The organism is Gordonia sp. 852002-10350_SCH5691597, assembly GCF_001665715.1.
In the GTDB taxonomy this organism is placed as follows: Bacteria; Actinomycetota; Actinomycetes; order Mycobacteriales; family Mycobacteriaceae; genus Gordonia; species Gordonia sputi.
On record NZ_LZMO01000188.1, the window covers coordinates 94,051 to 112,448 of the forward strand.

General features: G+C 66.5%; 17 protein-coding genes and 2 pseudogenes. 9 read left to right on the top strand and 10 right to left on the bottom strand.

Annotated elements, in window-relative coordinates:
- Nucleotides 1-79 precede the first annotated feature (79 nt).
- Complete coding sequence (locus A5777_RS13810) at nucleotides 80-865, bottom strand: electron transfer flavoprotein subunit beta/FixA family protein (RefSeq protein WP_064863078.1); 786 nt, start codon at nucleotides 863-865, stop codon at nucleotides 80-82.
- A gap of 328 nt (nucleotides 866-1,193) precedes the next feature.
- Between A5777_RS13810 and A5777_RS13815 the strand changes: the two genes are divergently transcribed.
- Genes A5777_RS13815 through A5777_RS13825 form a run of 3 tightly spaced genes read left to right on the top strand, consistent with a single transcriptional unit; the run spans nucleotide 1,194 to nucleotide 4,841 of the window.
- Nucleotides 1,194-1,988 carry a class I SAM-dependent methyltransferase gene (locus A5777_RS13815; protein ID WP_064863108.1) on the top strand — a complete coding sequence of 265 codons (795 nt, stop codon included), beginning with the start codon at nucleotides 1,194-1,196 and terminating at the stop codon, nucleotides 1,986-1,988.
- A 16-nt stretch (nucleotides 1,989-2,004) separates the two neighbouring features.
- On the top strand, nucleotides 2,005-3,570 hold the full coding sequence (locus tag A5777_RS13820; RefSeq protein ID WP_064863109.1) for a 1,4-alpha-glucan branching protein domain-containing protein: 1,566 nt from the start codon (nucleotides 2,005-2,007) through the stop codon (nucleotides 3,568-3,570).
- Complete coding sequence (locus tag A5777_RS13825; protein WP_064863079.1) at nucleotides 3,567-4,841, top strand: glycosyltransferase family 4 protein; 1,275 nt, start codon at nucleotides 3,567-3,569, stop codon at nucleotides 4,839-4,841. The genes A5777_RS13820 and A5777_RS13825 overlap by 4 nt, the downstream gene beginning before the upstream one ends.
- A 47-nt stretch (nucleotides 4,842-4,888) precedes the next feature.
- Here the strand turns inward: A5777_RS13825 and A5777_RS13830 are convergent, their stop codons facing one another.
- The gene (locus A5777_RS13830; RefSeq protein ID WP_064863080.1) at nucleotides 4,889-5,644 is read right to left on the bottom strand and encodes an acyltransferase; all 756 of its coding nucleotides are present in this window, start codon (nucleotides 5,642-5,644) and stop codon (nucleotides 4,889-4,891) included.
- 161 nt (nucleotides 5,645-5,805) lie between these two features.
- On the opposite strand from A5777_RS13830, the gene A5777_RS13835 reads away from it, so the two are divergent.
- On the top strand, nucleotides 5,806-7,134 hold the full coding sequence (locus A5777_RS13835; RefSeq protein WP_064863081.1) for an outer membrane protein assembly factor BamB family protein: 1,329 nt from the start codon (nucleotides 5,806-5,808) through the stop codon (nucleotides 7,132-7,134).
- The gene (locus tag A5777_RS13840; RefSeq protein ID WP_064863082.1) at nucleotides 7,134-8,423 is read left to right on the top strand and encodes an alpha-amylase family glycosyl hydrolase; all 1,290 of its coding nucleotides are present in this window, start codon (nucleotides 7,134-7,136) and stop codon (nucleotides 8,421-8,423) included. Before A5777_RS13835 ends, A5777_RS13840 begins: the two co-directional genes overlap by 1 nt.
- A 124-nt stretch (nucleotides 8,424-8,547) precedes the next feature.
- Here A5777_RS13840 and A5777_RS13845 read toward each other — a convergent pair whose 3' ends face one another.
- From A5777_RS13845 to A5777_RS13855, 3 genes are all read right to left on the bottom strand, one after another.
- On the bottom strand, nucleotides 8,548-9,774 hold the full coding sequence (locus tag A5777_RS13845) for a THUMP-like domain-containing protein (RefSeq protein ID WP_064863083.1): 1,227 nt from the start codon (nucleotides 9,772-9,774) through the stop codon (nucleotides 8,548-8,550).
- An 83-nt stretch (nucleotides 9,775-9,857) separates the two neighbouring features.
- Entirely contained in the window at nucleotides 9,858-10,844 is a 987-nt protein-coding gene (locus A5777_RS13850; protein WP_064863084.1) for a class I SAM-dependent methyltransferase, read from the bottom strand.
- 141 nt (nucleotides 10,845-10,985) lie between these two features.
- Complete coding sequence (locus A5777_RS13855) at nucleotides 10,986-11,774, bottom strand: enoyl-CoA hydratase/isomerase family protein (RefSeq protein WP_064863085.1); 789 nt, start codon at nucleotides 11,772-11,774, stop codon at nucleotides 10,986-10,988.
- A gap of 77 nt (nucleotides 11,775-11,851) precedes the next feature.
- On the opposite strand from A5777_RS13855, the gene ligD reads away from it, so the two are divergent.
- Nucleotides 11,852-12,868 carry a non-homologous end-joining DNA ligase gene (gene ligD / locus A5777_RS13860; RefSeq protein WP_064863086.1) on the top strand — a complete coding sequence of 339 codons (1,017 nt, stop codon included), beginning with the start codon at nucleotides 11,852-11,854 and terminating at the stop codon, nucleotides 12,866-12,868.
- A 33-nt stretch (nucleotides 12,869-12,901) separates the two neighbouring features.
- Here ligD and A5777_RS13865 read toward each other — a convergent pair whose 3' ends face one another.
- Together A5777_RS13865 and A5777_RS13870 are read right to left on the bottom strand one after the other, a co-directional pair.
- On the bottom strand, nucleotides 12,902-13,732 hold the full coding sequence (locus tag A5777_RS13865; protein WP_064863087.1) for an NUDIX hydrolase: 831 nt from the start codon (nucleotides 13,730-13,732) through the stop codon (nucleotides 12,902-12,904).
- Between the two features lie 121 nt (nucleotides 13,733-13,853).
- Nucleotides 13,854-14,702: an ABC transporter ATP-binding protein gene (locus A5777_RS13870; RefSeq protein WP_064863088.1), complete on the bottom strand. Its 849-nt coding sequence runs from the start codon at nucleotides 14,700-14,702 to the stop codon at nucleotides 13,854-13,856.
- Nucleotides 14,703-14,834: 132 nt separating this feature from the next.
- Here A5777_RS13870 and A5777_RS13875 point away from each other — a divergent pair, with 132 nt between their 5' ends.
- Nucleotides 14,835-15,833: an LLM class flavin-dependent oxidoreductase gene (locus A5777_RS13875; protein ID WP_064863089.1), complete on the top strand. Its 999-nt coding sequence runs from the start codon at nucleotides 14,835-14,837 to the stop codon at nucleotides 15,831-15,833.
- A 98-nt stretch (nucleotides 15,834-15,931) separates the two neighbouring features.
- The gene (locus A5777_RS13880; RefSeq protein WP_064863090.1) at nucleotides 15,932-16,906 is read left to right on the top strand and encodes a metal-dependent hydrolase; all 975 of its coding nucleotides are present in this window, start codon (nucleotides 15,932-15,934) and stop codon (nucleotides 16,904-16,906) included.
- Between the two features lie 7 nt (nucleotides 16,907-16,913).
- On the opposite strand, the gene A5777_RS13885 is transcribed toward A5777_RS13880, so the two are convergent.
- From A5777_RS13885 to A5777_RS24700, 3 genes and pseudogenes are all read right to left on the bottom strand, one after another.
- On the bottom strand, nucleotides 16,914-17,378 hold the full coding sequence (locus tag A5777_RS13885; protein ID WP_064863091.1) for a cupin domain-containing protein: 465 nt from the start codon (nucleotides 17,376-17,378) through the stop codon (nucleotides 16,914-16,916).
- Nucleotides 17,375-18,124: a peptidyl-tRNA hydrolase gene (locus tag A5777_RS13890; protein WP_064863092.1), complete on the bottom strand. Its 750-nt coding sequence runs from the start codon at nucleotides 18,122-18,124 to the stop codon at nucleotides 17,375-17,377. Before A5777_RS13890 ends, A5777_RS13885 begins: the two co-directional genes overlap by 4 nt.
- A pseudogene (locus A5777_RS24700) lies at nucleotides 18,121-18,246 on the bottom strand (phosphoserine phosphatase); the annotation flags it as partial. The gene A5777_RS13890 and the pseudogene A5777_RS24700, both read right to left, overlap by 4 nt.
- On the opposite strand from A5777_RS24700, the pseudogene A5777_RS24210 reads away from it, so the two are divergent.
- Nucleotides 18,238-18,398 (top strand): annotated as a pseudogene (locus A5777_RS24210) (HAD hydrolase family protein); the annotation flags it as partial. The pseudogenes A5777_RS24700 and A5777_RS24210 overlap by 9 nt on opposite strands.

Consider the following 18,398-nt stretch of genomic DNA (forward strand, 5'->3'; position numbering starts at 1 on the left):
TTGCTCCTGGATGTCTGGTGGCCTGCGGCGAGTCTGCTGACCGCGCGGGCCGGTGAGGTGGTCTCGGTGCGTTCGGCGCCTAGATGATCTTCTGGCTGACCAAGTACTCGGCAACCTTCACGCCACCGTCGCCCTCGTCGGTCACACGCTCACCCGCGGTCTTCGGAGGCTTCGGGGTCGAGCTGGTGACCGTCGTACCCGCATTCTCGAGGCCCACATCGGAAGGCTCGACATCGATCTCGGCGAGGCCGACGACCTGAACTTCCTTCTTCTTGGCGGCCATGATGCCCTTGAAGGACGGGAAGCGCGGCTCGTTGATCTTCTCGTTGACACTGACGATCGCGGGAAGCTCGGCCTCGACGTGGTAGATGCCGTCGTCGGTATCGCGCTCACCCTTGAGGGACTCGCCCTCGACGGTCAACTTGCGAAGATGCGTGAGGTGCGGCAGTTCGAGGTACTCGGCGATCATCGCGGGGATCGCGCCGACGCGACCGTCGGTGGCCTCGTTACCTGCGATGACCAGCTCGACGCCCTCGACGGTGCCGAGTGCGCGGGCGAGCACGTATGCGGTCTGAACCGCGTCCGAACCGTGCAGCGCATCGTCCTTGATGTGGATGGCCTTGTCGGCACCCATCGAAAGTGCCTTGCGGATGGCTTCGGTGGCGCGCTCGGGACCTGCGGTGAGGATGGTGACCTCGCCCCCGTTGGCCTCCTTGATCTGCAGCGCTTCCTCGACCGCACGCTCGTTGATCTCGTCGAGCACGGCGTCAGCGGCTTCACGATCAAGCGTGTAGTCGGTCTCGGAGAGCTTTCGCTCGGACCAGGTGTCCGGAACCTGCTTGATCAGAACGACAATGTTTGTCATGGGTCTACGTCGACCTCCTGCGTCGGGTTCGGCAACTTACCGGCGGGTAAGGCCATCGGTCTCCACCCACTTTAGCGTCTCCTATTTTGCCTTAGAACATCGCCTACCTCACACTATGGCGGCGTTCTCACGGGCAGGACGTGACGACTGCGGGCGGACGAAGGGACTGTGGCACGTTCTTGGGACGGCCCCGGGTACTAGTCTCATGGGGATGATCGACGCACAGGGCTCGACAACGGACCGTCTGCCGACCGTGAGCACGGGTTCGCAGGCCACCCCTGAGGCAACTCCAGGGACGACTTCCGAGGCCACACGACCCGCGGCCGGCATGGACGCATTGGACACCGATGCCCAACTGGCGCTGACCGGCGAGCGTACGGTTCCCGGCATCCCGGCGGAGAACTACTGGTTCCGCCGCCACGAGATCGCCTACCGGTTCATCGCGGACTCGTGCAGCGGGAAAGAGGTTCTCGAGGCAGGCTCCGGTGAGGGCTATGGCGGCGCGATGCTTGCAGCTGCGGGCGCGACGGTCACCTGCGTCGACTACGACGCGTCGGCCGTCGAACACACCCGCAAGCGGTACCCGGAACTGACGATGATCGCGGGCAACCTTGTTGATCTCCCCCTTCCCGACGAATCGGTCGACGTGGTGGTGAACTTCCAGGTCATCGAACATCTGTGGGATCAAGCCGCCTTCATCGCCGAGTGCCGTCGAGTGCTGCGTCCCGGCGGGCGCCTCCTGATCTCGACGCCCAATCGCATCACCTTCTCGCCGGGCCGCGACACCCCGCTCAATCCGTTCCACACGCGCGAACTCGACGCCGCCGAGCTCACCGATCTACTGACCGATGGTGGGCTCGAATCCGTTGTGATGCATGGCGTTTACCACGGCGCGGGCTTGACGGAGTTGGACGCCAAGTGGGGCGGGTCGCTGATCGACGCACAGATCGAGCGCGCCTTGGCGGGAGAGGACTGGCCCGCCGACCTCGTCGCCGACGTCGCCGCGATCTCCGCGGACGACTTCGTCATCGTCGAAACCTCCCCCGACAACGCCAAAGACGGGGCCACCACCGCGGACATCGACGCCTCGCTCGACCTCTTCGCCATTGCGGTCCGGCCCTGAGTACCCGGCACACCCGATGACTTTCTCCTCTCCCCGCACTGCGGCGCACCCACAGGGCAGCGGCGACGCCGTGCCCGGCCAGTTCACCCTGGTGCTGCACTCTCACCTGCCGTGGCTGGCCAATCACGGTCGCTGGCCGGTCGGTGAGGAGTGGCTCTACCAGTCGTGGGCGGCGTCGTATCTTCCTGTCTTCGCCATGCTCCGACGTCTGGCGGCCGACGGATTCACCGATCAGCTCTCTCTGGGCATCACGCCTGTGCTGGCCGCCCAACTCGACGACCCGCACTGCCTTCGCTCCATGCACGAGTGGCTCGCCGACTGGCAACTGCGTGCGGTGGCGGCCGCTGACCATCCGGACCCGATCCGACGCGATCTAGCCGCGCACGAATTCCGATGTGCGGCACGCGCAGTGGGCGACTTCGAACGCCACTGGCAACACGGTGCGAGCCCGCTGATCCGAGCGCTGGCCGACAGCAGCGTCGTCGACATCCTCGGTGGCCCGCTCGCCCATCCGTTCGCTCCGCTGCTCGACCCGCGGTTGCGCCGATTCTCCCTCGCCGAGGGGCTTGCCGATGCTCGATCACGGTGGGGTACAGCGCCGCAAGGGATCTGGGCGCCCGAGTGCGCGTTCACGCCAGGCATGGAGTCCGAGTATTCGGCTGCGGGCGTGCGACATTTCATGGTCGACGGCCCCGCGCTGCACGGCGACACCTCGCTCGCTCGACCCGTCGGAGATTCCGACGTCCTCGCATTCGGTCGCGACCTGACCGTGAGTTATCAAGTGTGGTCACCGAAATCGGGATATCCGGGCCACTCTGTCTACCGCGACTTCCACACCTACGACCACACGACCGGCTTCAAGATGTCGCGTGTGACCGGTAAAACCGTTGCGGCGCAGAATAAGAAGCCCTACGACCCCGCCCGCGTCGCGCCCGTGATCGATCGCCATGTCGACGACTTCGTCGAACATGTACGCGCACGCCTGATCTCGGAATCGGAGCGGATCGGCCGACCCGCGCTGGTCGTCGCGGCGTTCGACACGGAATTGTTCGGACACTGGTGGCACGAGGGACCCGTGTGGCTCGAACAGGTGCTTCGACGCCTCCCCGAAGCCGGGGTGCGGGTCGGGACGATGGCATCGGCAGGAGCCGATGGCCTTGTCGGAGAACCGGTTTCCCTCACCGACAGCTCGTGGGGTTCGGGCAAGGATTGGCGTGTGTGGAACGGGCCGCAGGTCGAGCACCTCGTCGAACTCAACGCCGAGGTGGTCGAGACAGCACTCGACACCGTCGACAAACTTCTCGATGCGGAGTCGGGTCGTGATCGCGTTGCCGATCAGATCGTCCGGGAAACACTGCTGACCGTCTCATCGGACTGGCCCTTCATGGTCTCCAAGGACACCGCTGCCGAGTATGCGGTGCGTCGAGCCCACACCCACGCACACGCCACGCGTGAGATCGCCGACGCCGCGCTACGCGGACGCACCGAGCAGGCGGCACGTCTCGCCGCGAACTGGAATCTCGCCGACGGCCTGTTCGCCGACCTCGACGCCCGCCGACTACGCGAAGACGAGCGCGCATGAGAGTGCTGCTCGTCTCGTGGGAGTACCCGCCGGTCGTGGTGGGTGGGCTTGGCAGGCACGTACACCACCTCGCCACCGAGCTCGCGGCCATCGGACACGACGTCGCCGTGCTGACCCGCAGGCCGTCGGGTACCGACGCGCTGACACACCCGACCACCGACACCGTCGTCGAGGGTGTGCGGGTGATCGCCGTCGCGGAGGATCCACCCGAATTCGAATTCGGCCAGGACATGATGGCGTGGACACTCGCCATGGGGCACGCGTTCGTCCGCGCCGGACTGGGCATCCTCACTGCTGGCATTCTCACTGCCGATTCCGACGCACGCTGGACACCCGAGGTGGTGCACGCCCACGACTGGCTCGTCGCGCACCCGGCGATCACGCTCGCCGAACTGTTCGACGTTCCGCTCGTCTCGACGATCCACGCCACCGAGGCGGGCAGGCACAGCGGCTGGGTCAGCGGACGAACCAACCGTCAGGTGCACTCGGTCGAGTGGTGGCTCGCCAACGAGTCCGACGCGCTGATCGCCTGTTCGGCGTCGATGCGTGACGAGGTGACCAGGCTCTTCGGGCCAGGGCTGCCCGACGTCCAGATCATCCACAACGGCATCGACGTCGACATCTGGCCCTACGCCGAACGAACACGCACGCAGGGCCCCGCGGAGTTGCTGTTCGCCGGCCGCCTCGAATACGAGAAGGGCGTGCAGGATCTTCTCGCCGCGCTTCCCCGCATCCGACGCACCCATCCGGGGACCACGCTGGCCATTGCGGGCGACGGCACTCAGTACGACTGGCTCGTCGACACCGCTCGCCGCCACCGGGTGTCGCGCGCGGTGCGCTTTCTCGGCGGCGTCGGCCACGACGAACTCGTCGACCTGATGCATCGGTGCGACGCGATCGTGCTGCCGTCGCGGTACGAACCGTTCGGCATCGTCGCCCTCGAGGCCGCTGCTACCGGCGCGCCTCTCGTGGTTTCCACGGCGGGCGGACTCGGCGAGGCTGTCGTGGCGCCGGTGACCGGGCTGACGTTCACGCCCGGCGATGTCGCAGGCCTGACCGCCGCTGTGCGGTCATGCCTGTCGGATCCGGTACAGACCGCTGCGCGGGCACGACGCGCCCGTGCGCGATTGACCGCTGAGTTCTCTTGGCGGGAGGTGGCCGAACGCACCAGCGGCGTCCACCTCTCCGCCAAGCGTCGAGTCCGCCATCCTGTGGGACGCCCGTTCATCGCCGAAAGGCCACTCCCGGAACGCGATCCAGAGCAGCCCTGAGCCGCAAGTCGGGCGAGGGGGCACGCAGATGGGGGCACGCGGACGGGTCAGGCGCCGGGAACCTGGCGGGCTTGGGCCTTCTTACGTTCGATGTCGGCGAGTGCGCGTTCGAGTTCGGCGCGCTCCTCGGCGTTGGAGGCCCAGTCATCCTTACGGTTCTTGACGACTCGCGCGGGCGCGCCGACGGCGATCGAATAGTCGGGGATCACGCCCTTGACCACGGCGTGCGACCCGAGCACGCACCCTCGTCCCACGATCGTGTTGCGCAGGACAGAGACCTTCGCGGCCACCCAGGTGTCGGCACCGATACGGACCGGACCTTTCACGATGCCCTGGTCCTTGATGGGCAGCGTGATGTCGTCGGTCTTGTGGTCGAAGTCGCAGATGTAGCACCAATCGGCGACGAGGACCGATCCGCCGATCTCGAGGTCGAGGTAGGAGTTCACCACGTTGTTGCAGCCGAAGACCGTCTTGTCGCCGATGCGCATGGTGCCCTCGTGACAGCGGATCGAGTTGCCGTCACCGATGTGGACCCAGCGCCCGATCTCCATCCTGCTGAGCTCCGGCGTCGCGTGAATCTCGACGTTCCGGCCGAGAAAGAGCATTCCCCTGAGCACGATGTGCGGGTTGGCCATCCGGAACCGTGCGAGCCGGTAGTACCGCACCAGGTACCAGGGTGTGTACGCCTTGTTGCGCAACACCCAGCGCAGCGAATCGAGGGTGAGGAAGCGCGCCTGTCGCGGGTCGCGGCGTCGACCTGCTCGCCACCGCGACCGATACGAGGCGTTCCACATCGTCGTCATGACGACTCACCCTAATCGACGCCACTAGCAGCTTCGGCAGCGGCGCCGCAGCTCCAATCGGAGGCGGAACCGCCGTGCGAACCAGTGGCGGGGCGTCGCACGATAGGCTCAACTGCTGGCGTTCCGGTGCAGGGCCGGAGACCGAACATGACGGGAGCAGGATGGCTGAGGTTGGCCGCCGGATTCGGGTACCGCGACGGGTTCTGGTGCCCCTGGCGCTCCTGCTCGGCAGCGTGTTGGCGCTCAGTGCCTGCTCCGACGGGCACATCGACGTACGTTCGGTCGCCAGTCCTGGCTGGGCGAGCTATGGCGGCAACGGCGCGAACTCGAACTACACCTACCCGTCGATCCCCGACGACCTCGCCCTGAGCTGGACCCGACCGACCGGCGGCCCGGTGACGGCACCTCTCACTCTGTCGAACCATTCGAACGTCAACGTCACCGCGAGCACCGCCAACGGCTGCAACCTGTTCGCCCTCGATCCCAACTCCGGGCGTATGAACTTCTGCAAACGGATGCGTGCGGGCATCGAGGGAAACTCCACCCTCCTCGACCAGTTCGATCAGCCCTACGTCGGCGAGGAGACCACCTTCGTGGCGTTCAACGCCGGCGGCGCGATCCGCTGGCGGATGCCGGTCATCGGGGTGCCACTGTCGGCCAAGTTCGCGGCTCCCGGCGAGGTACTCGTGGTGACCACGCAGGGTCAGATCCTCATGCTCAACACCCAGAACAGCGACTTCACCGCACCCGAGGTGCGCCTGCGACCCGAGGCCGACCCCGGCGACCCGCTCTGGGGCTACGGCGACTGCGTCAGCAACGGCCCGCGCTGCGCCGTGCCCGCGCCGCCCGCCGTCGACGAACAGCACAGCCGCTTCTTCCTGAACTTCTGGCCGACCGGCGCGATCGCGTCGCAGATCCGCGGCTTCTCGTACGCGAAGCAGAACGACGGACGTGTTGTCCGCGAGGTCTGGCATGCCGACGTTCCCGGCGGTGTGATCGGCGCACCGACGCTGTCGGCCGACGGCAACACCCTCTACACGTTCAGCCGACTCGGTCAGATCGTCGCGCTCGACGCCGCGACCGGCAAGACCAAGTGGACCTACGACAACGGCGGGTACGGATTCGCGTCCATGACCGTCTCCCCCGACGGCCTGATCATCCCGACCGGTGTCATCGGCGCACCGCTGACCCTGCTTCGCGACCGCGGCGACAAAGCTGAGCAGGTGTGGCAGCGCAAGGATCTCGCCGCGGTGAGCCTGTCGACTCTCACGTCATCGAAGACCGCGTGGACCGTCGTACGCGATCAGGGCAAGAATTCGCTGTCGCTGGTCGAGGTCGACACGTCGAACGGTGCCACGAAGCGCACTGTGGCGATGCCCGGCGCGGAAGGCTTCGCGACGGGCGTCGCGGTGTCGCCGTCGGGACAGATCGCCACGGCCACGAACATCGGAGAGGTGTTCTTCTTCGACTCGAAGAAGAACATCGACTGATGACAGCCACCACGCCGGACTGGGTCGCGACGTCGATCTGGTGGCACGTGTACCCGCTGGGCGCTCTGGGCGCCGACACCACCGGCGCCGACCGGACCTGCCAACGTCCGCTGTCAGCACTCATCGACTGGCTCGATTACGCAGTCGCGTTGGGAGTCAACGGGATCGCGCTCGGTCCGATCTTTCAGTCCGCGACCCACGGCTACGACACCCTCGACTACTTCACGATCGACGAACGTCTTGGCGACAAAGCCGACTTCGACGCACTCGTCTCCGCATGCCGGTCGCGTGGCATCCGGATCATGCTCGACGGCGTGTTCAATCATGTGTCACGCCGACATGATCGAGTTGCCGACGGCTCGAGCTGGGCGCGTCGTCAACGTGACGGCGCGGTGCGGACGTTCGAAGGCCACGACGATCTGGTCGCGCTCGATCACCGCAATCCCGACGTAGCCGATCTGGTCGTCGACGTGATGTGCCACTGGCTCGACGCAGGCGCCGACGCGTGGCGTCTCGATGCGGCCTATGCGGTCCCACCTGCCTTCTGGCGCACTGTTTTACCCCGCGTGCGTGAGCGATTCCCCGATACCTATGTGCTCGCAGAGGTGATTCACGGCGACTATCCGGGATTCGTCTCCGACAGCGGCGTCGACTCGGTGACCCAGTACGAGCTGTGGAAAGCCGTGTGGAGCAGCATCATCGACGCCAACATGCACGAACTGCAGTGGGCGCTGACACGCCACGACGAGATGCTGTCGACATTCGTACCGTGGACGTTCGTCGGCAATCACGACGTGACCCGCATTGCGACCCGCCTCGCCCAGCGTTCCGCGGATCTCGCCGTCGTGCTCCTGGCCACCCTGCCCGGCACCCCGGCGATCTACTACGGCGACGAATTGGGTTGGACCGGAACGAAAGAAGAACGCGTCGGCGGCGATGACGCGATCCGTCCGCCGCTGCAGCAGACACCTCCCGACGACGCCTCGCTGCCCGCAATCTACCGACTCCACCAGCGGCTGCTGGGACTTCGACGTCGCTTCCCCGACATCGAGCACGCGCGCGTGCAAACACTCGACGTGAACCAGGGCCTACTGGTCTACCGCGTGCACACTGAACAGCCGATCACTGTGGCGCTCAACGCCGCTCAGGAACCTGCTGATGTGACTGTCGAGCTGGGTACCACCGGTCATCTCGAGTCGGAGGCCTCGCATCGCGAGGGCGACTCAATCCACCTCGATCCGGGCGGTTGGTACATCGCCGGTGCCGAGCTCTCGCAGGGCCAGCCGTAGTCGGCCGCCGAGAAGCCTTTGGGTCGCTGTCGCAGTGAGGCCGCGCAGAAAGTCGCGTCCCGTGGGTAGCTCGCATGTACCGGTACGTGCGGAGGGCCCGAGGGGTGTGGTTTTCTGCGCGCGACTATCGCGCCCTGACCCCGGCCTCGCACAGGAACCCGACGCCCTTGCGGCCGACGCGGGTGAGCACGAGCGTCAGCGACCGCGAACCCTTGAGACGCAACCGCTTCCGCAACGCGTCGGGGTCGACGTCAAGGCCGCGGACGAGTATCTCCAACGTGCCGCAGTCGTGCGCGGCGAGGGTCTTCCGCAACGCCTTCTCCGACGTCGTAACCTCCTCGATGACCTCGAATCCTCGCTCGCCCAACGGCACCTGCTCGCCGGTGAGGTAGGCGATCTGCGGGTCGAGCTGCCGCAGAGCGTGCCGTGCGGCGTACTGACGCACCAGTCCGGCACGGACGACGGCGCCGTCGGGATCGACGATCCACCGACCCACCGGCCCGTGTTGGTCGACGTCGTCGGGCTCGTCGTCGCTGACCTCGAAACCGCCCACCGCGGCGTCGCCACCGGTACGCAGCACTGTTGCTCGTGTTCGGTCGACGATCCCCGGTCCGCTCCACAGGCAGGCTTCACGGACACCACCGTCAAGGGAGGTGATCTGCACTTCCCCGGTGAAGCCGAAGCGATTGCGCAGTGCCCGATAGTCAAGTCCCGGAGCACATTTGACAATCACGACGCGACCCGCATAGGTCATCAACACATCGGGAAGCGGCGGCGTCAGTTGATCGAGCCGGAAGACCCGTCCGGCGCCGGAACGTCGGGCCGGATCGGCGATCACCACGTCGGCCGTCGAGGTGGGGGTCAGTGCATCGGCGACGAGAAGCGCAGTCGGAGTGGACAACTGCCCGAGGACGTGCCGATTGTGTTGCGCCATGGACAGTCTCACGTGGTCGAGGTCGCTGCCGATCACACCACCGATGCCCTCCTGCGACGCGAGCTCGACGACCTCACCACCGATCGAACACGTGACGTCGTGGATCACCGCACCGGGGAAACAGCGCGCGATCTCGGCAGCCCGATGTGCCGCAACCACACTCGGCGTCGCCTGCTGGAGAGCATCGTCGGTGAGCAGCCACTGATCGGCGTCGCGCAGTTTGCGCGCAGCTCGCCGTCGATCGCGCACGGTCTCGATGAGCGCGGCGTCGTGAGGCGCGTAGCGTCGTCGCGCCGCTTCGACGTCGGCGATCATCGACGACGGCGTCAACGCCATACCCGAGACCACCTCGAGCGCCTTCTCCCCATAGCGACCACGAAGGAAAGCGACATCGTCGAGCGTGAATTCGTATCCCAAGTCGCAACTCCCCTGGCGCGTGCCGGTTCCACAGACAGCTTGGCACATGCGCGGTGAGCGTCACTCCGCGCCGGAAGTCTCGATCACCGCGGCTTGTACCCGCTCACCACGACGTTGTAGAAGAACTTCGGCGGCACGACCTTACGCAGCACGTTCTCGTCGAGCCAGGTCATGCGCTTCCACCCGCCGAAGGCGAATCCGGCCCAGCCCCAACCGAGCTTCTCCGACGGCACGGCGGCCTCGAAGGTACGCACGGGCCAGCCGAGCATCGCGGCGGCCAACTCCTCGGTCGCGGTCTCGACCCGGTCGGCCCCCGCCGAACGCGCGATGTCGGCCAACTCGTCGGGATCGAAGGTGTGGATGTCGACAACGGCCTCGAGCGCCGCCGCGCGCGACGACTCGTCGAGCTCCTCCTGCGGTCGACGCCACGCCTTGAGCGGCCCTAACTTGGTGACGTGGGTGGTGGCCCACCAGGTTGCCCGGCTCATCCACCGCGCGTAGAAGTCGCCGATCGTCGACGGCTCGCCCGCGAACACAAAACGCCCGCCCGGCTTGAGCACACGGAGCACTTCACTCAACGCCTGCTCGACGTCGGGGATGTGGTGCAACACCGCGTGACCGACGACGAGGTCGAAGGTGTTGTCGTCGTAGGGAATCCGCTCGGCGTCGGCAACCCGGCCGTCGACGTCGAGGCCGAGGTTCTCCGCGTTGCGCAGCGCGACCTTGACCATTCCCGGCGACAGATCGGTGACCGAGCCCTTCTTCGCGACACCGGACTGCATCAGGTTGAGCAGGAAAAATCCTGTGCCACAGCCGAGTTCCATTGCCCGCTCGTAGGGCAGCGACTCGTCGGCGGCCACGGCGTCGAACCTACCGCGCGCGTAGTCGATGCACCGTTCGTCGAAGCTGATCGACCACTTCTCGTCGTAGGTCTCGGCTTCCCAGTCGTGATAGAGCACCTGCGCGAGCTTGGTGTCTTCGAGCGCGGCCTTGACCTGCTCCTCGGTGGCATGCGGATTGGGTGCCGGATCGACGCGATCTGTTGCCGACTCGTTCTCCGTGGTCGTCATGTCTCCTACTTTCGCCCTGTTCTGTGTCGTCGCACTAGCCCTGTGTCGTCGCGACTGCCGTGGCCGACAGCGGGGTCCCTACCCGCCGGTAACGACACGTTGCCGTTGAACCCTACCCGCCGTCGGGAGGAAGATCCGTGGTCACTTCCCGGTGAACTGTGCCTTGCCCGGTCCGTTGGCGATGAACGAATCCATACCGATCTTGCGATCGTCGGTGGCAAAGAGCGACGCGAACTGCTGTTCCTCGATCTTCAAACCGGTCTCCAGGTCGACGCCGAGTCCCTGGTCGACCGACTTCTTTGCTGCAGCCAGCGCCAAGCTCGCGGCGTTGCGGAACTGCCCGGCCCATGCGAGTGCGGCGTTGTAGACCTCGTCGGGTGCGACGACCTCGTCGACCAGACCGATCCTCAGCGCTTCCTCCGCCCCGACGAAGCGGCCCGTGAAGATCATGTCCTTGGCCTTGGCGGGGCCGACGAGACGCGCCAGCCGCTGAGTGCCGCCGCCTCCGGGAATCACACCGAGCAACGCCTCGGGCACGCCGAGCTTGGCATTGTCGCCCGCGATACGACGGTCGGCGCCGAGCGCCACCTCGAGTCCGCCACCGAGTGCGTATCCGGTGATCGCGGCGACGGTCGGCTTGGGGATCTCGGAGATCGATCCGAGCGCACGCTGCAGGCGACCGGCCACCTTCGACATCTCGGCGAACGTCATGTCGGTCATCTCTTTGATGTCGGCGCCTGCCGCCAGTACCTTGGGTCCGCCGTAGACGACGACGGCCTTGATGTCGGAACGGTCGGTCGCCTCGCGCGCCGCCGCCTCCAACTCGGTCTGGACCTGCCGGTTCAGCGCGTTCATCGGCGGACGGTTGAGCAGGATCGTTCCCACTCCTGGATGGTCGTCAGAGGTCTCGAGAGTCACGAACTCAGGCATGTGTCGAAGGCTACCGTCCAGCGACGCCCAGCCGTGATGTGGGCCACCGCAGACACCCGACGACATACAGTTGGTTCATGGCATCTTCGCCGTCCTCGAAGTCGTCGGCCGGCGAACCCGTCGAACTGTCCGTCGGTGAACGGACGATCCGACTCTCGAGTCCAGACCGGATCTACTTCTCTGAGCGCGGCGAGACCAAACGCGACCTCGCCGACTACTACATGTCGGTCGGCGACGGCATCGTGCGGGCGCTGCGCAACCGGCCGTGCATGTTGCACAGATTTCCCAAGGGGGTCGACGGCAAGAAGGTCCACCAGAAGCGCGTGCCCGCGGGCGCCCCGGACTGGCTGAAGACCACTGAGATCTACTTTCCGCGCTTCGGTCGTACCGCCGACGAGCTCTGTGTGACCGAACTGGGCAGCGTCATCTGGGCGGTGCAGATGTCGACGGTCGAGTTCCATCCGTGGAACTCGCGCTGCTCGGATCCCGAGCTGCCCGATGAATGGCGCATCGACCTCGACCCGATGCCAGAGTGCACCTTTGATCGCGTGCAGCGGGTCGCGCACGTCGCGCACGAGGTGCTCGACGAACTCGGTGTGCGCGGCTTCCCCAAGACGTCCGGCGGACGCGGCATGCACATCTACGTACGAATCCAACCTGAGTGGAGCTTCAACCAATTACGCCGCGCCGCATTGGCTTTCGCGCGCGAGGTGGAGCGTCGAGCACCTGACGAGGTCACCACGACATGGTGGCGTAAGGACCGCGACCCCGCCGCTCTGTTCGTCGACTACAACCAGAACACGCGTGACCACACGATGGCCGCGGCGTACTCGGTACGAGGCAATCCGCGCGCAACGGTCTCGGCGCCGATCCTGTGGTCGGAGGTAGACGCCGTCGCGCCCGACGACTTCACCATCGTGACAATGCCCGCGCGCTTCGCCGAACTCGGCGACCTGCACGCGGAGATCGACGACGTCGCCTACCGCATCGACACCCTGCTGGAGTGGGCCGACCGAGACGAGGCCGATCGAGGAGAGACCGATCGAGCGGGGACCGGCACCGACGACCCGGACGTCGTCGACCTCGACCGCTGAAGACCCGCACGCAGCGGGTTCAGGCAGGGGCCCTCAGAGCGTGATGTCAGGGATGGGCTGGTCGGCGAGCGTCGCCATGTATGCGTCGGAACCGGAGAAGCTCAAGCCGCTCAGCCCATGCCCAGCGCTCACCTCCGGTTCGATCGCCTCGATCGTGCGCTCGGCGGCCAGCAGCTCGTCGACGGTGTCGAACCGGGCGACCTCGGTCAGCTGAGACCAGGTCGGCGGCAGGAGGAAGTGCTTGCCCTCAGACCAGGCCGCGAGAGCGTCGGCCGCGCCGGCCCACCGCGCGACGTCGGCCTCCGACGTCGCGTCGTCGGCAATCTGCCCCTCGGGCATGGCCGCGAGGAAGAAGCGGGTGTCGTAACGTCGCTTCTCGTTCTTCGGCGTGATCCAGTGCGCGAGCGGACGCAATAGGTCGGCGCGCAGCGTGAGGTCGTGGGCGCGGAGGAACTCGGCAAACGAGATCGTCTTGTCGACCAGCTTGCCGCGTTCGTCGCGCAGCGTCGCCGGGTCGGCGAACGACCCATCGGGCCGCGACGCGAGCAGCACACCGCACTCCTCGAACGTCTCGCGAACCGCAGCACAGACGAGGGCCTGGGCGAGCTCTTCCGTGGTGCCCAACTGCTGTGCCCACCAGGCCGCGTCGGGGCCGGTCCACGCGAGATCGGCGTCGGCATCACGCGGGTCGACGCCGCCACCGGGAAAGACCGTCATCCCACCGGCGAACGCCATCTGCTTGACCCGACGCTGCAGAAAGACCTCGATGCCGCCGTCAGCGTCGCGCGCCAGCACGACCGTCGCGGCGTCGCGCAACGGCGCGACCGTCTCCGCATGGGCTGTCGCGGCGTCTGTATCGGTCATGTCGATCTCCTGCTCTGTGCCGACTGGTATGTGGGCTGACCGGTATGGGCCGACCGGGTATGGCCAACTCCTACGTGGGCCACCACCTGTGGTCCGCGTCACCGAATCGACACTATCGCTGCTACCCGGCGGCCCGTCGATGGGATCCGGCACGACGCGAACGACGCGCGAAGAAGCGGGAGCCGTCCTTGGTCAGCGTGATCTGCTGACGGAAGGTGTCGGAGAGGTTCTTGCTCGTCAGCACGTCGCCGAGGAGGCCCTGCGCGACGACGCCGCCTTCGGAGAGCAGCATCGCGTGGGTGAAGCCGGGCGGAATCTCCTCGACGTGGTGGGTGATGAGCACGGTGGCGGGCGCGTCGGGGTCCTGCGCGAGAATCGACAGCCGGTCGACGAGCTCCTCACGACCGCCGAGGTCGAGGCCCGCTGCGGGTTCGTCGAGGAGCAACAGCTCGGGGTCGGTCATCAACGCGCGGGCGATCAACACGCGCTTCCGCTCACCCTCCGACAGCGTGCCGAATCTCCGGTCGGCGAGATGTTCAGCGCCCATCGACTCCAGCGATTCGACGGCCTGCGCGCGATCGACGTCGTCGTAGTCCTCGCGCCACCGACCGATCACCGAATAGCCCGCCGAGATCACGACGTCGCTGACGACCTCGTCGTCGGGAACCCTATCCGCGAGGCCGGGACTGCTCACTCCGATGCGCGTCGACAACTCGCGCACCTCGACTCGGCCGAGCTCCTCGTTGAGCAGATACGCGGTGCCCGACGTCGGGTGCAGTTCGGCGGCGGCCATGCGCAACAACGACGTCTTGCCCGCACCGTTGGGACCGATGATCACCCAGCGCTCGTCGAGCTCGACCTGCCACGTGATCGGCCCGACGAGCGTCTTGCCACCGCGCACGAGTGTGACGTCACGAAAATCGACGAGGAGGTCTGGGTCCGAGGATGCAGTGTCACTCACCCGTCCCATCGTGCCCTACCGCGCGGCCTCCCGGATGCCCGGACGCGACACTTCGCATCGACGTTTTTGTCGACGTGTTCGCCCACACCGAAACGGCCCCGGAACGGGAATACCTTCGACGCCGCGCTCCTTGCCCTAGGTATGCCCGTTGATCTCTCCATCCTCGATCTCGCCCAGGTCGGTCGCAACGAAACCGTCGCCCAATCCCTGGCCGCCTCAACAGAAATGGCCACCAAAGCCGAGCTCTGGGGCTACCGGCGAATCTGGTACGCAGAACACCACAACATGCGCTCGATAGCGTCGTCGGCACCTGCCGTTCTCATCGCACATGTCGCGGCACACACCTCGACAATCCGCCTCGGCGCAGGGGGCGTGATGCTCCCCAACCACGCGCCGCTGACGATCGCCGAGCAGTACGGCACCCTTGCCGAACTACACCCCGGCCGCATCGATCTGGGTCTCGGTCGAGCCCCCGGCAGCGACCAGCAGACCTTCACCGCGCTGCGTCGTGACATGGCGTCGGCCGACCGCTTCCCATCCGACGTCCTCGAACTCCAGGGCTATCTGCGCGGCGAATCGCGCATTCCAGGAGTCGGCGCGACACCCGGTGCAGGCACCGACGTCCCGCTCTACATCCTCGGTTCGTCGTTGTTCGGTGCACAACTCGCTGCCGCGCTCGGAGTGCCCTATGCCTTCGCGTCGCACTTCGCTCCGCAGGCACTCGAAGAAGCCGTCGCGCTCTACCGTGACCAATTCCAGCCATCCGAGGCACTCGCCGAACCGTATGTCATCGCGGGCGTCTGCGTGATCGCCGACGACGATCCGGATGTCGCTGCAGCGCAGCTCCGCCAGGCCAAGCGCCAACGAGTGACCGCACTCCTCGGTCGCGGTGGCCGGCAGTTCACCGACGACGAAGCCGACGCGATCCTCGAGATGCCACAGGGCGGGCAGATCGACTCGATGCTGACCTATGCGGGCGTCGGCACCCCCGCGGAGGTCCGCGACTACCTCGACTGGTTCGCCGGGCACGCCAACGCCGACGAACTCATCGTCGCGTCGATCGCTCCCGACCGCGACGTGTGGCTGAGCACGCTCGGTCACCTCGCTCCCGCGGTGCAGCCCTCCACGCAGCCGGTGTGATCGATCGAGCGTTTTGGTCATACACACCGTCGTTCTATGTATGATCAACCTCATCACGCCGAGGCCGAGTCGGGCCCGGCAGGCGATGAGGAGTCAGGATGTCCGACCTCAAGGTCCGCAGAGTCAAGTTCGACCTCGCCGGCGACGACATCCCGTTCAACTGGCACCCACAGCGACCCGCCTTCGCGATGCAGTGCAACGTCGTGTCGTTCTTCGCGCCCGGCTTCGAGAAGCTGATAGTGCAGTCGACACGCGAAGCGCTGCCGCTGATGCGCGATCCGGAGATGGTCGACGAAGCAACCGACTACATCAAGCAGGAGGGCCAGCACACGGCGGCGCACCTGGCCCACCTGCGAGCCCTCATCCGTCGGTGGCCCGGACTCAAACACACGATGGACGAGGTCGTCGCCTCCTACGACCGGTTGCTCGCGACAAAGCCACTCGCCTGGCGTCTGGCCTACGCCGCGGTGGTCGAGGCGACCTTCACGCCCTACTTCCGCGTGTTCCTCGACCACGACGACAAGCTGTTCGAACCCGGTGATGAGCGCATTTCCTCCCTCTTCATTTGGCACTTCGTCGAGGAGATGGAGCATCGGAGCTCGGCACTGAGGGTGTACGACGCCGTCCACGACAGTTATCCCTACCGGCTCAAGACCATCGCGGGAGTGGTCAAGCACTTGAACGAGATGCTGAAGATCGTCGGCGACGGCTTTCGTGAGCACGTACCTGTCGGTGAGGGCGGCGAGTTCGCCGACCTGGTCCCGGCAGGGGTCACGTTACGGTCGATGGCCGCCGTGTGGCGGTTCAATCGGACACACGCGGAGTACGACACGACCTACGCCGAGGTACCGCTGCGCGAGATGATCGAGATGTTCGTCGGACTCGTGCGGTCACAGGCACCCGACCACGATCCTCTCTACGAGCGACTCCCCGACTTCGCAGCTCGCTGGTTTCGACGCTACGACGAGGACCCACGAGCGGCCGCGCGCTGGTACTCGGTCGGCGTCGGCGAGATCGCCAAGCGCGTGCCCGACGGCCAGGGCAACGCCGTCGACGCGGCGTCCACGGCGTGAACCGCGCTTAACGGCGCGGTTCGAGTAGCGCGAAATCCGCGAAGTCGAACCCCGGCGCGACGACGCAACTGACGAGCGACGCCTCGTCGCCGACTGCACGCGCGCGTTGCCAATGCCCAGGCGGGACAAGGGCTTGCGGACGCTGCCCCGAGCCCACGTCGGGGCCGACGACCACGGTCTCGACGTCGTTCGGCTCCTCCCCTTCACCGCCGAGGTCGAGTTCCACCGGGGCCCCGCGATGGAAGAGCCACATCTCCGCACCGCGCACCGTATGCCACGACGACTGCTCGCCCGGAAGCAACACGAAGTAGATCGCAGTCGCAGCCACGCGGGTGCCCTCATATCCGAAAAGCAGTGCTTCACAAGGAATCTCGACGCCGCTACGCCAGGTCTCGCGATACCAACCACCCTCGGGGTGGGGCTGCAGGTCCAGTGAACGTGCCCACTCGGGTAGTCGTGACGCCTCGCTCACTTGTCGACCACCTCCGCAATCACGGTGACGGACCCGGGCGCGATCTCGGTGAAACCTGCGTCGCGCACGGCGACGGCCCGCTGCTGAGCATCGGCGGCGAGCAGTCTCTTCCACCGATCTCGATCGGCGAGGCACACCGACAGTGGACACCCGGCGTCACGCCATGCACGAGCCGACGGCTCGTTGAGAAGCTTGACGGCGAGCATCGCCCCGTGGCCGACCTGCGCTGCGAGCTTGCCGACGGTCATCTCGAGGTCGGGATTCACCCAGAGACATACGCCCGCTCCAACAGGCGTCGACGGCAACGACCCGTCGACGTCGGTGCCGCCGATCTGCAGACGAGAGATACGACGGTCGACGTCGCCGACCCGTCCGGGAACGAACGCCCGCGCCTGGGCGTCACCCTCAGTGGCCGTGACACCCCACACCTCTTGTGCCGCAAGCCAATGCGTCCCTCGTGCACGGCGAGCAATCTTGCGGATGCGCGCATCGCACCACGCCGTCATCGGCTCAGACCACGGGCCGTCTGCACCGGATCGGTCATCGAGACAGAGCAACGCGACCGACCGCGCTGCCGCGGTGAGCAACTCGGTGCGGTCGGGCGGGTCGGACTTCTCGATCCGCAACACCATCTGCATCGCGAGCACGTCGGCGGGGTCGTCGGGATCATCGGCGCCGCCGACATAGTCGACGAGACGTCGATAGGCGTCGTCGAGGGGATCGACGCCGGACTCCGCGGACGTCATGGCAACGGGACGCGCCGCAACGTTCCGTCCGCGGCGTCGGCGGCCTCGATCTCATCGCGGGTCACGCCGAGGATGAACAGCACCGCATCGAGGAACGGGTGGTTGAGCGCGGCGTCGGCGACGGGGCCAACGACATCGACATGCTCTCGGTCGCGGGCCTCGGGATCGCCTTCAACGCCAAACCCGCGCTTCGTGAGGTCGCCGACGCCGCGCTCAACCACCCGTTCCTCGATGCGGTGCTGTTCATCCTCGGCGTGACCCGCGATGAGATCGA

What these genes read in the sequence shown, in the direction of transcription:
- A5777_RS13810 (WP_064863078.1), bottom strand. Translation starts at nt 865, where the DNA reads ATGACAAACATTGTCGTTCTGATCAAGCAGGTTCCGGACACCTGGTCC.
- A5777_RS13815 (WP_064863108.1), top strand. Translation starts at nt 1,194, where the DNA reads ATGGACGCATTGGACACCGATGCCCAACTGGCGCTGACCGGCGAGCGT.
- A5777_RS13820 (WP_064863109.1), top strand. Translation starts at nt 2,005, where the DNA reads ATGACTTTCTCCTCTCCCCGCACTGCGGCGCACCCACAGGGCAGCGGC.
- A5777_RS13825 (WP_064863079.1), top strand. Translation starts at nt 3,567, where the DNA reads ATGAGAGTGCTGCTCGTCTCGTGGGAGTACCCGCCGGTCGTGGTGGGT.
- A5777_RS13830 (WP_064863080.1), bottom strand. Translation starts at nt 5,644, where the DNA reads ATGACGACGATGTGGAACGCCTCGTATCGGTCGCGGTGGCGAGCAGGT.
- A5777_RS13835 (WP_064863081.1), top strand. Translation starts at nt 5,806, where the DNA reads ATGGCTGAGGTTGGCCGCCGGATTCGGGTACCGCGACGGGTTCTGGTG.
- A5777_RS13840 (WP_064863082.1), top strand. Translation starts at nt 7,134, where the DNA reads ATGACAGCCACCACGCCGGACTGGGTCGCGACGTCGATCTGGTGGCAC.
- A5777_RS13850 (WP_064863084.1), bottom strand. Translation starts at nt 10,844, where the DNA reads ATGACGACCACGGAGAACGAGTCGGCAACAGATCGCGTCGATCCGGCA.
- A5777_RS13855 (WP_064863085.1), bottom strand. Translation starts at nt 11,774, where the DNA reads ATGCCTGAGTTCGTGACTCTCGAGACCTCTGACGACCATCCAGGAGTG.
- ligD (WP_064863086.1), top strand. Translation starts at nt 11,852, where the DNA reads ATGGCATCTTCGCCGTCCTCGAAGTCGTCGGCCGGCGAACCCGTCGAA.
- A5777_RS13865 (WP_064863087.1), bottom strand. Translation starts at nt 13,732, where the DNA reads ATGACCGATACAGACGCCGCGACAGCCCATGCGGAGACGGTCGCGCCG.
- A5777_RS13870 (WP_064863088.1), bottom strand. Translation starts at nt 14,702, where the DNA reads ATGGGACGGGTGAGTGACACTGCATCCTCGGACCCAGACCTCCTCGTC.
- A5777_RS13875 (WP_064863089.1), top strand. Translation starts at nt 14,835, where the DNA reads ATGCCCGTTGATCTCTCCATCCTCGATCTCGCCCAGGTCGGTCGCAAC.
- A5777_RS13880 (WP_064863090.1), top strand. Translation starts at nt 15,932, where the DNA reads ATGTCCGACCTCAAGGTCCGCAGAGTCAAGTTCGACCTCGCCGGCGAC.
- A5777_RS13890 (WP_064863092.1), bottom strand. Translation starts at nt 18,124, where the DNA reads ATGACGTCCGCGGAGTCCGGCGTCGATCCCCTCGACGACGCCTATCGA.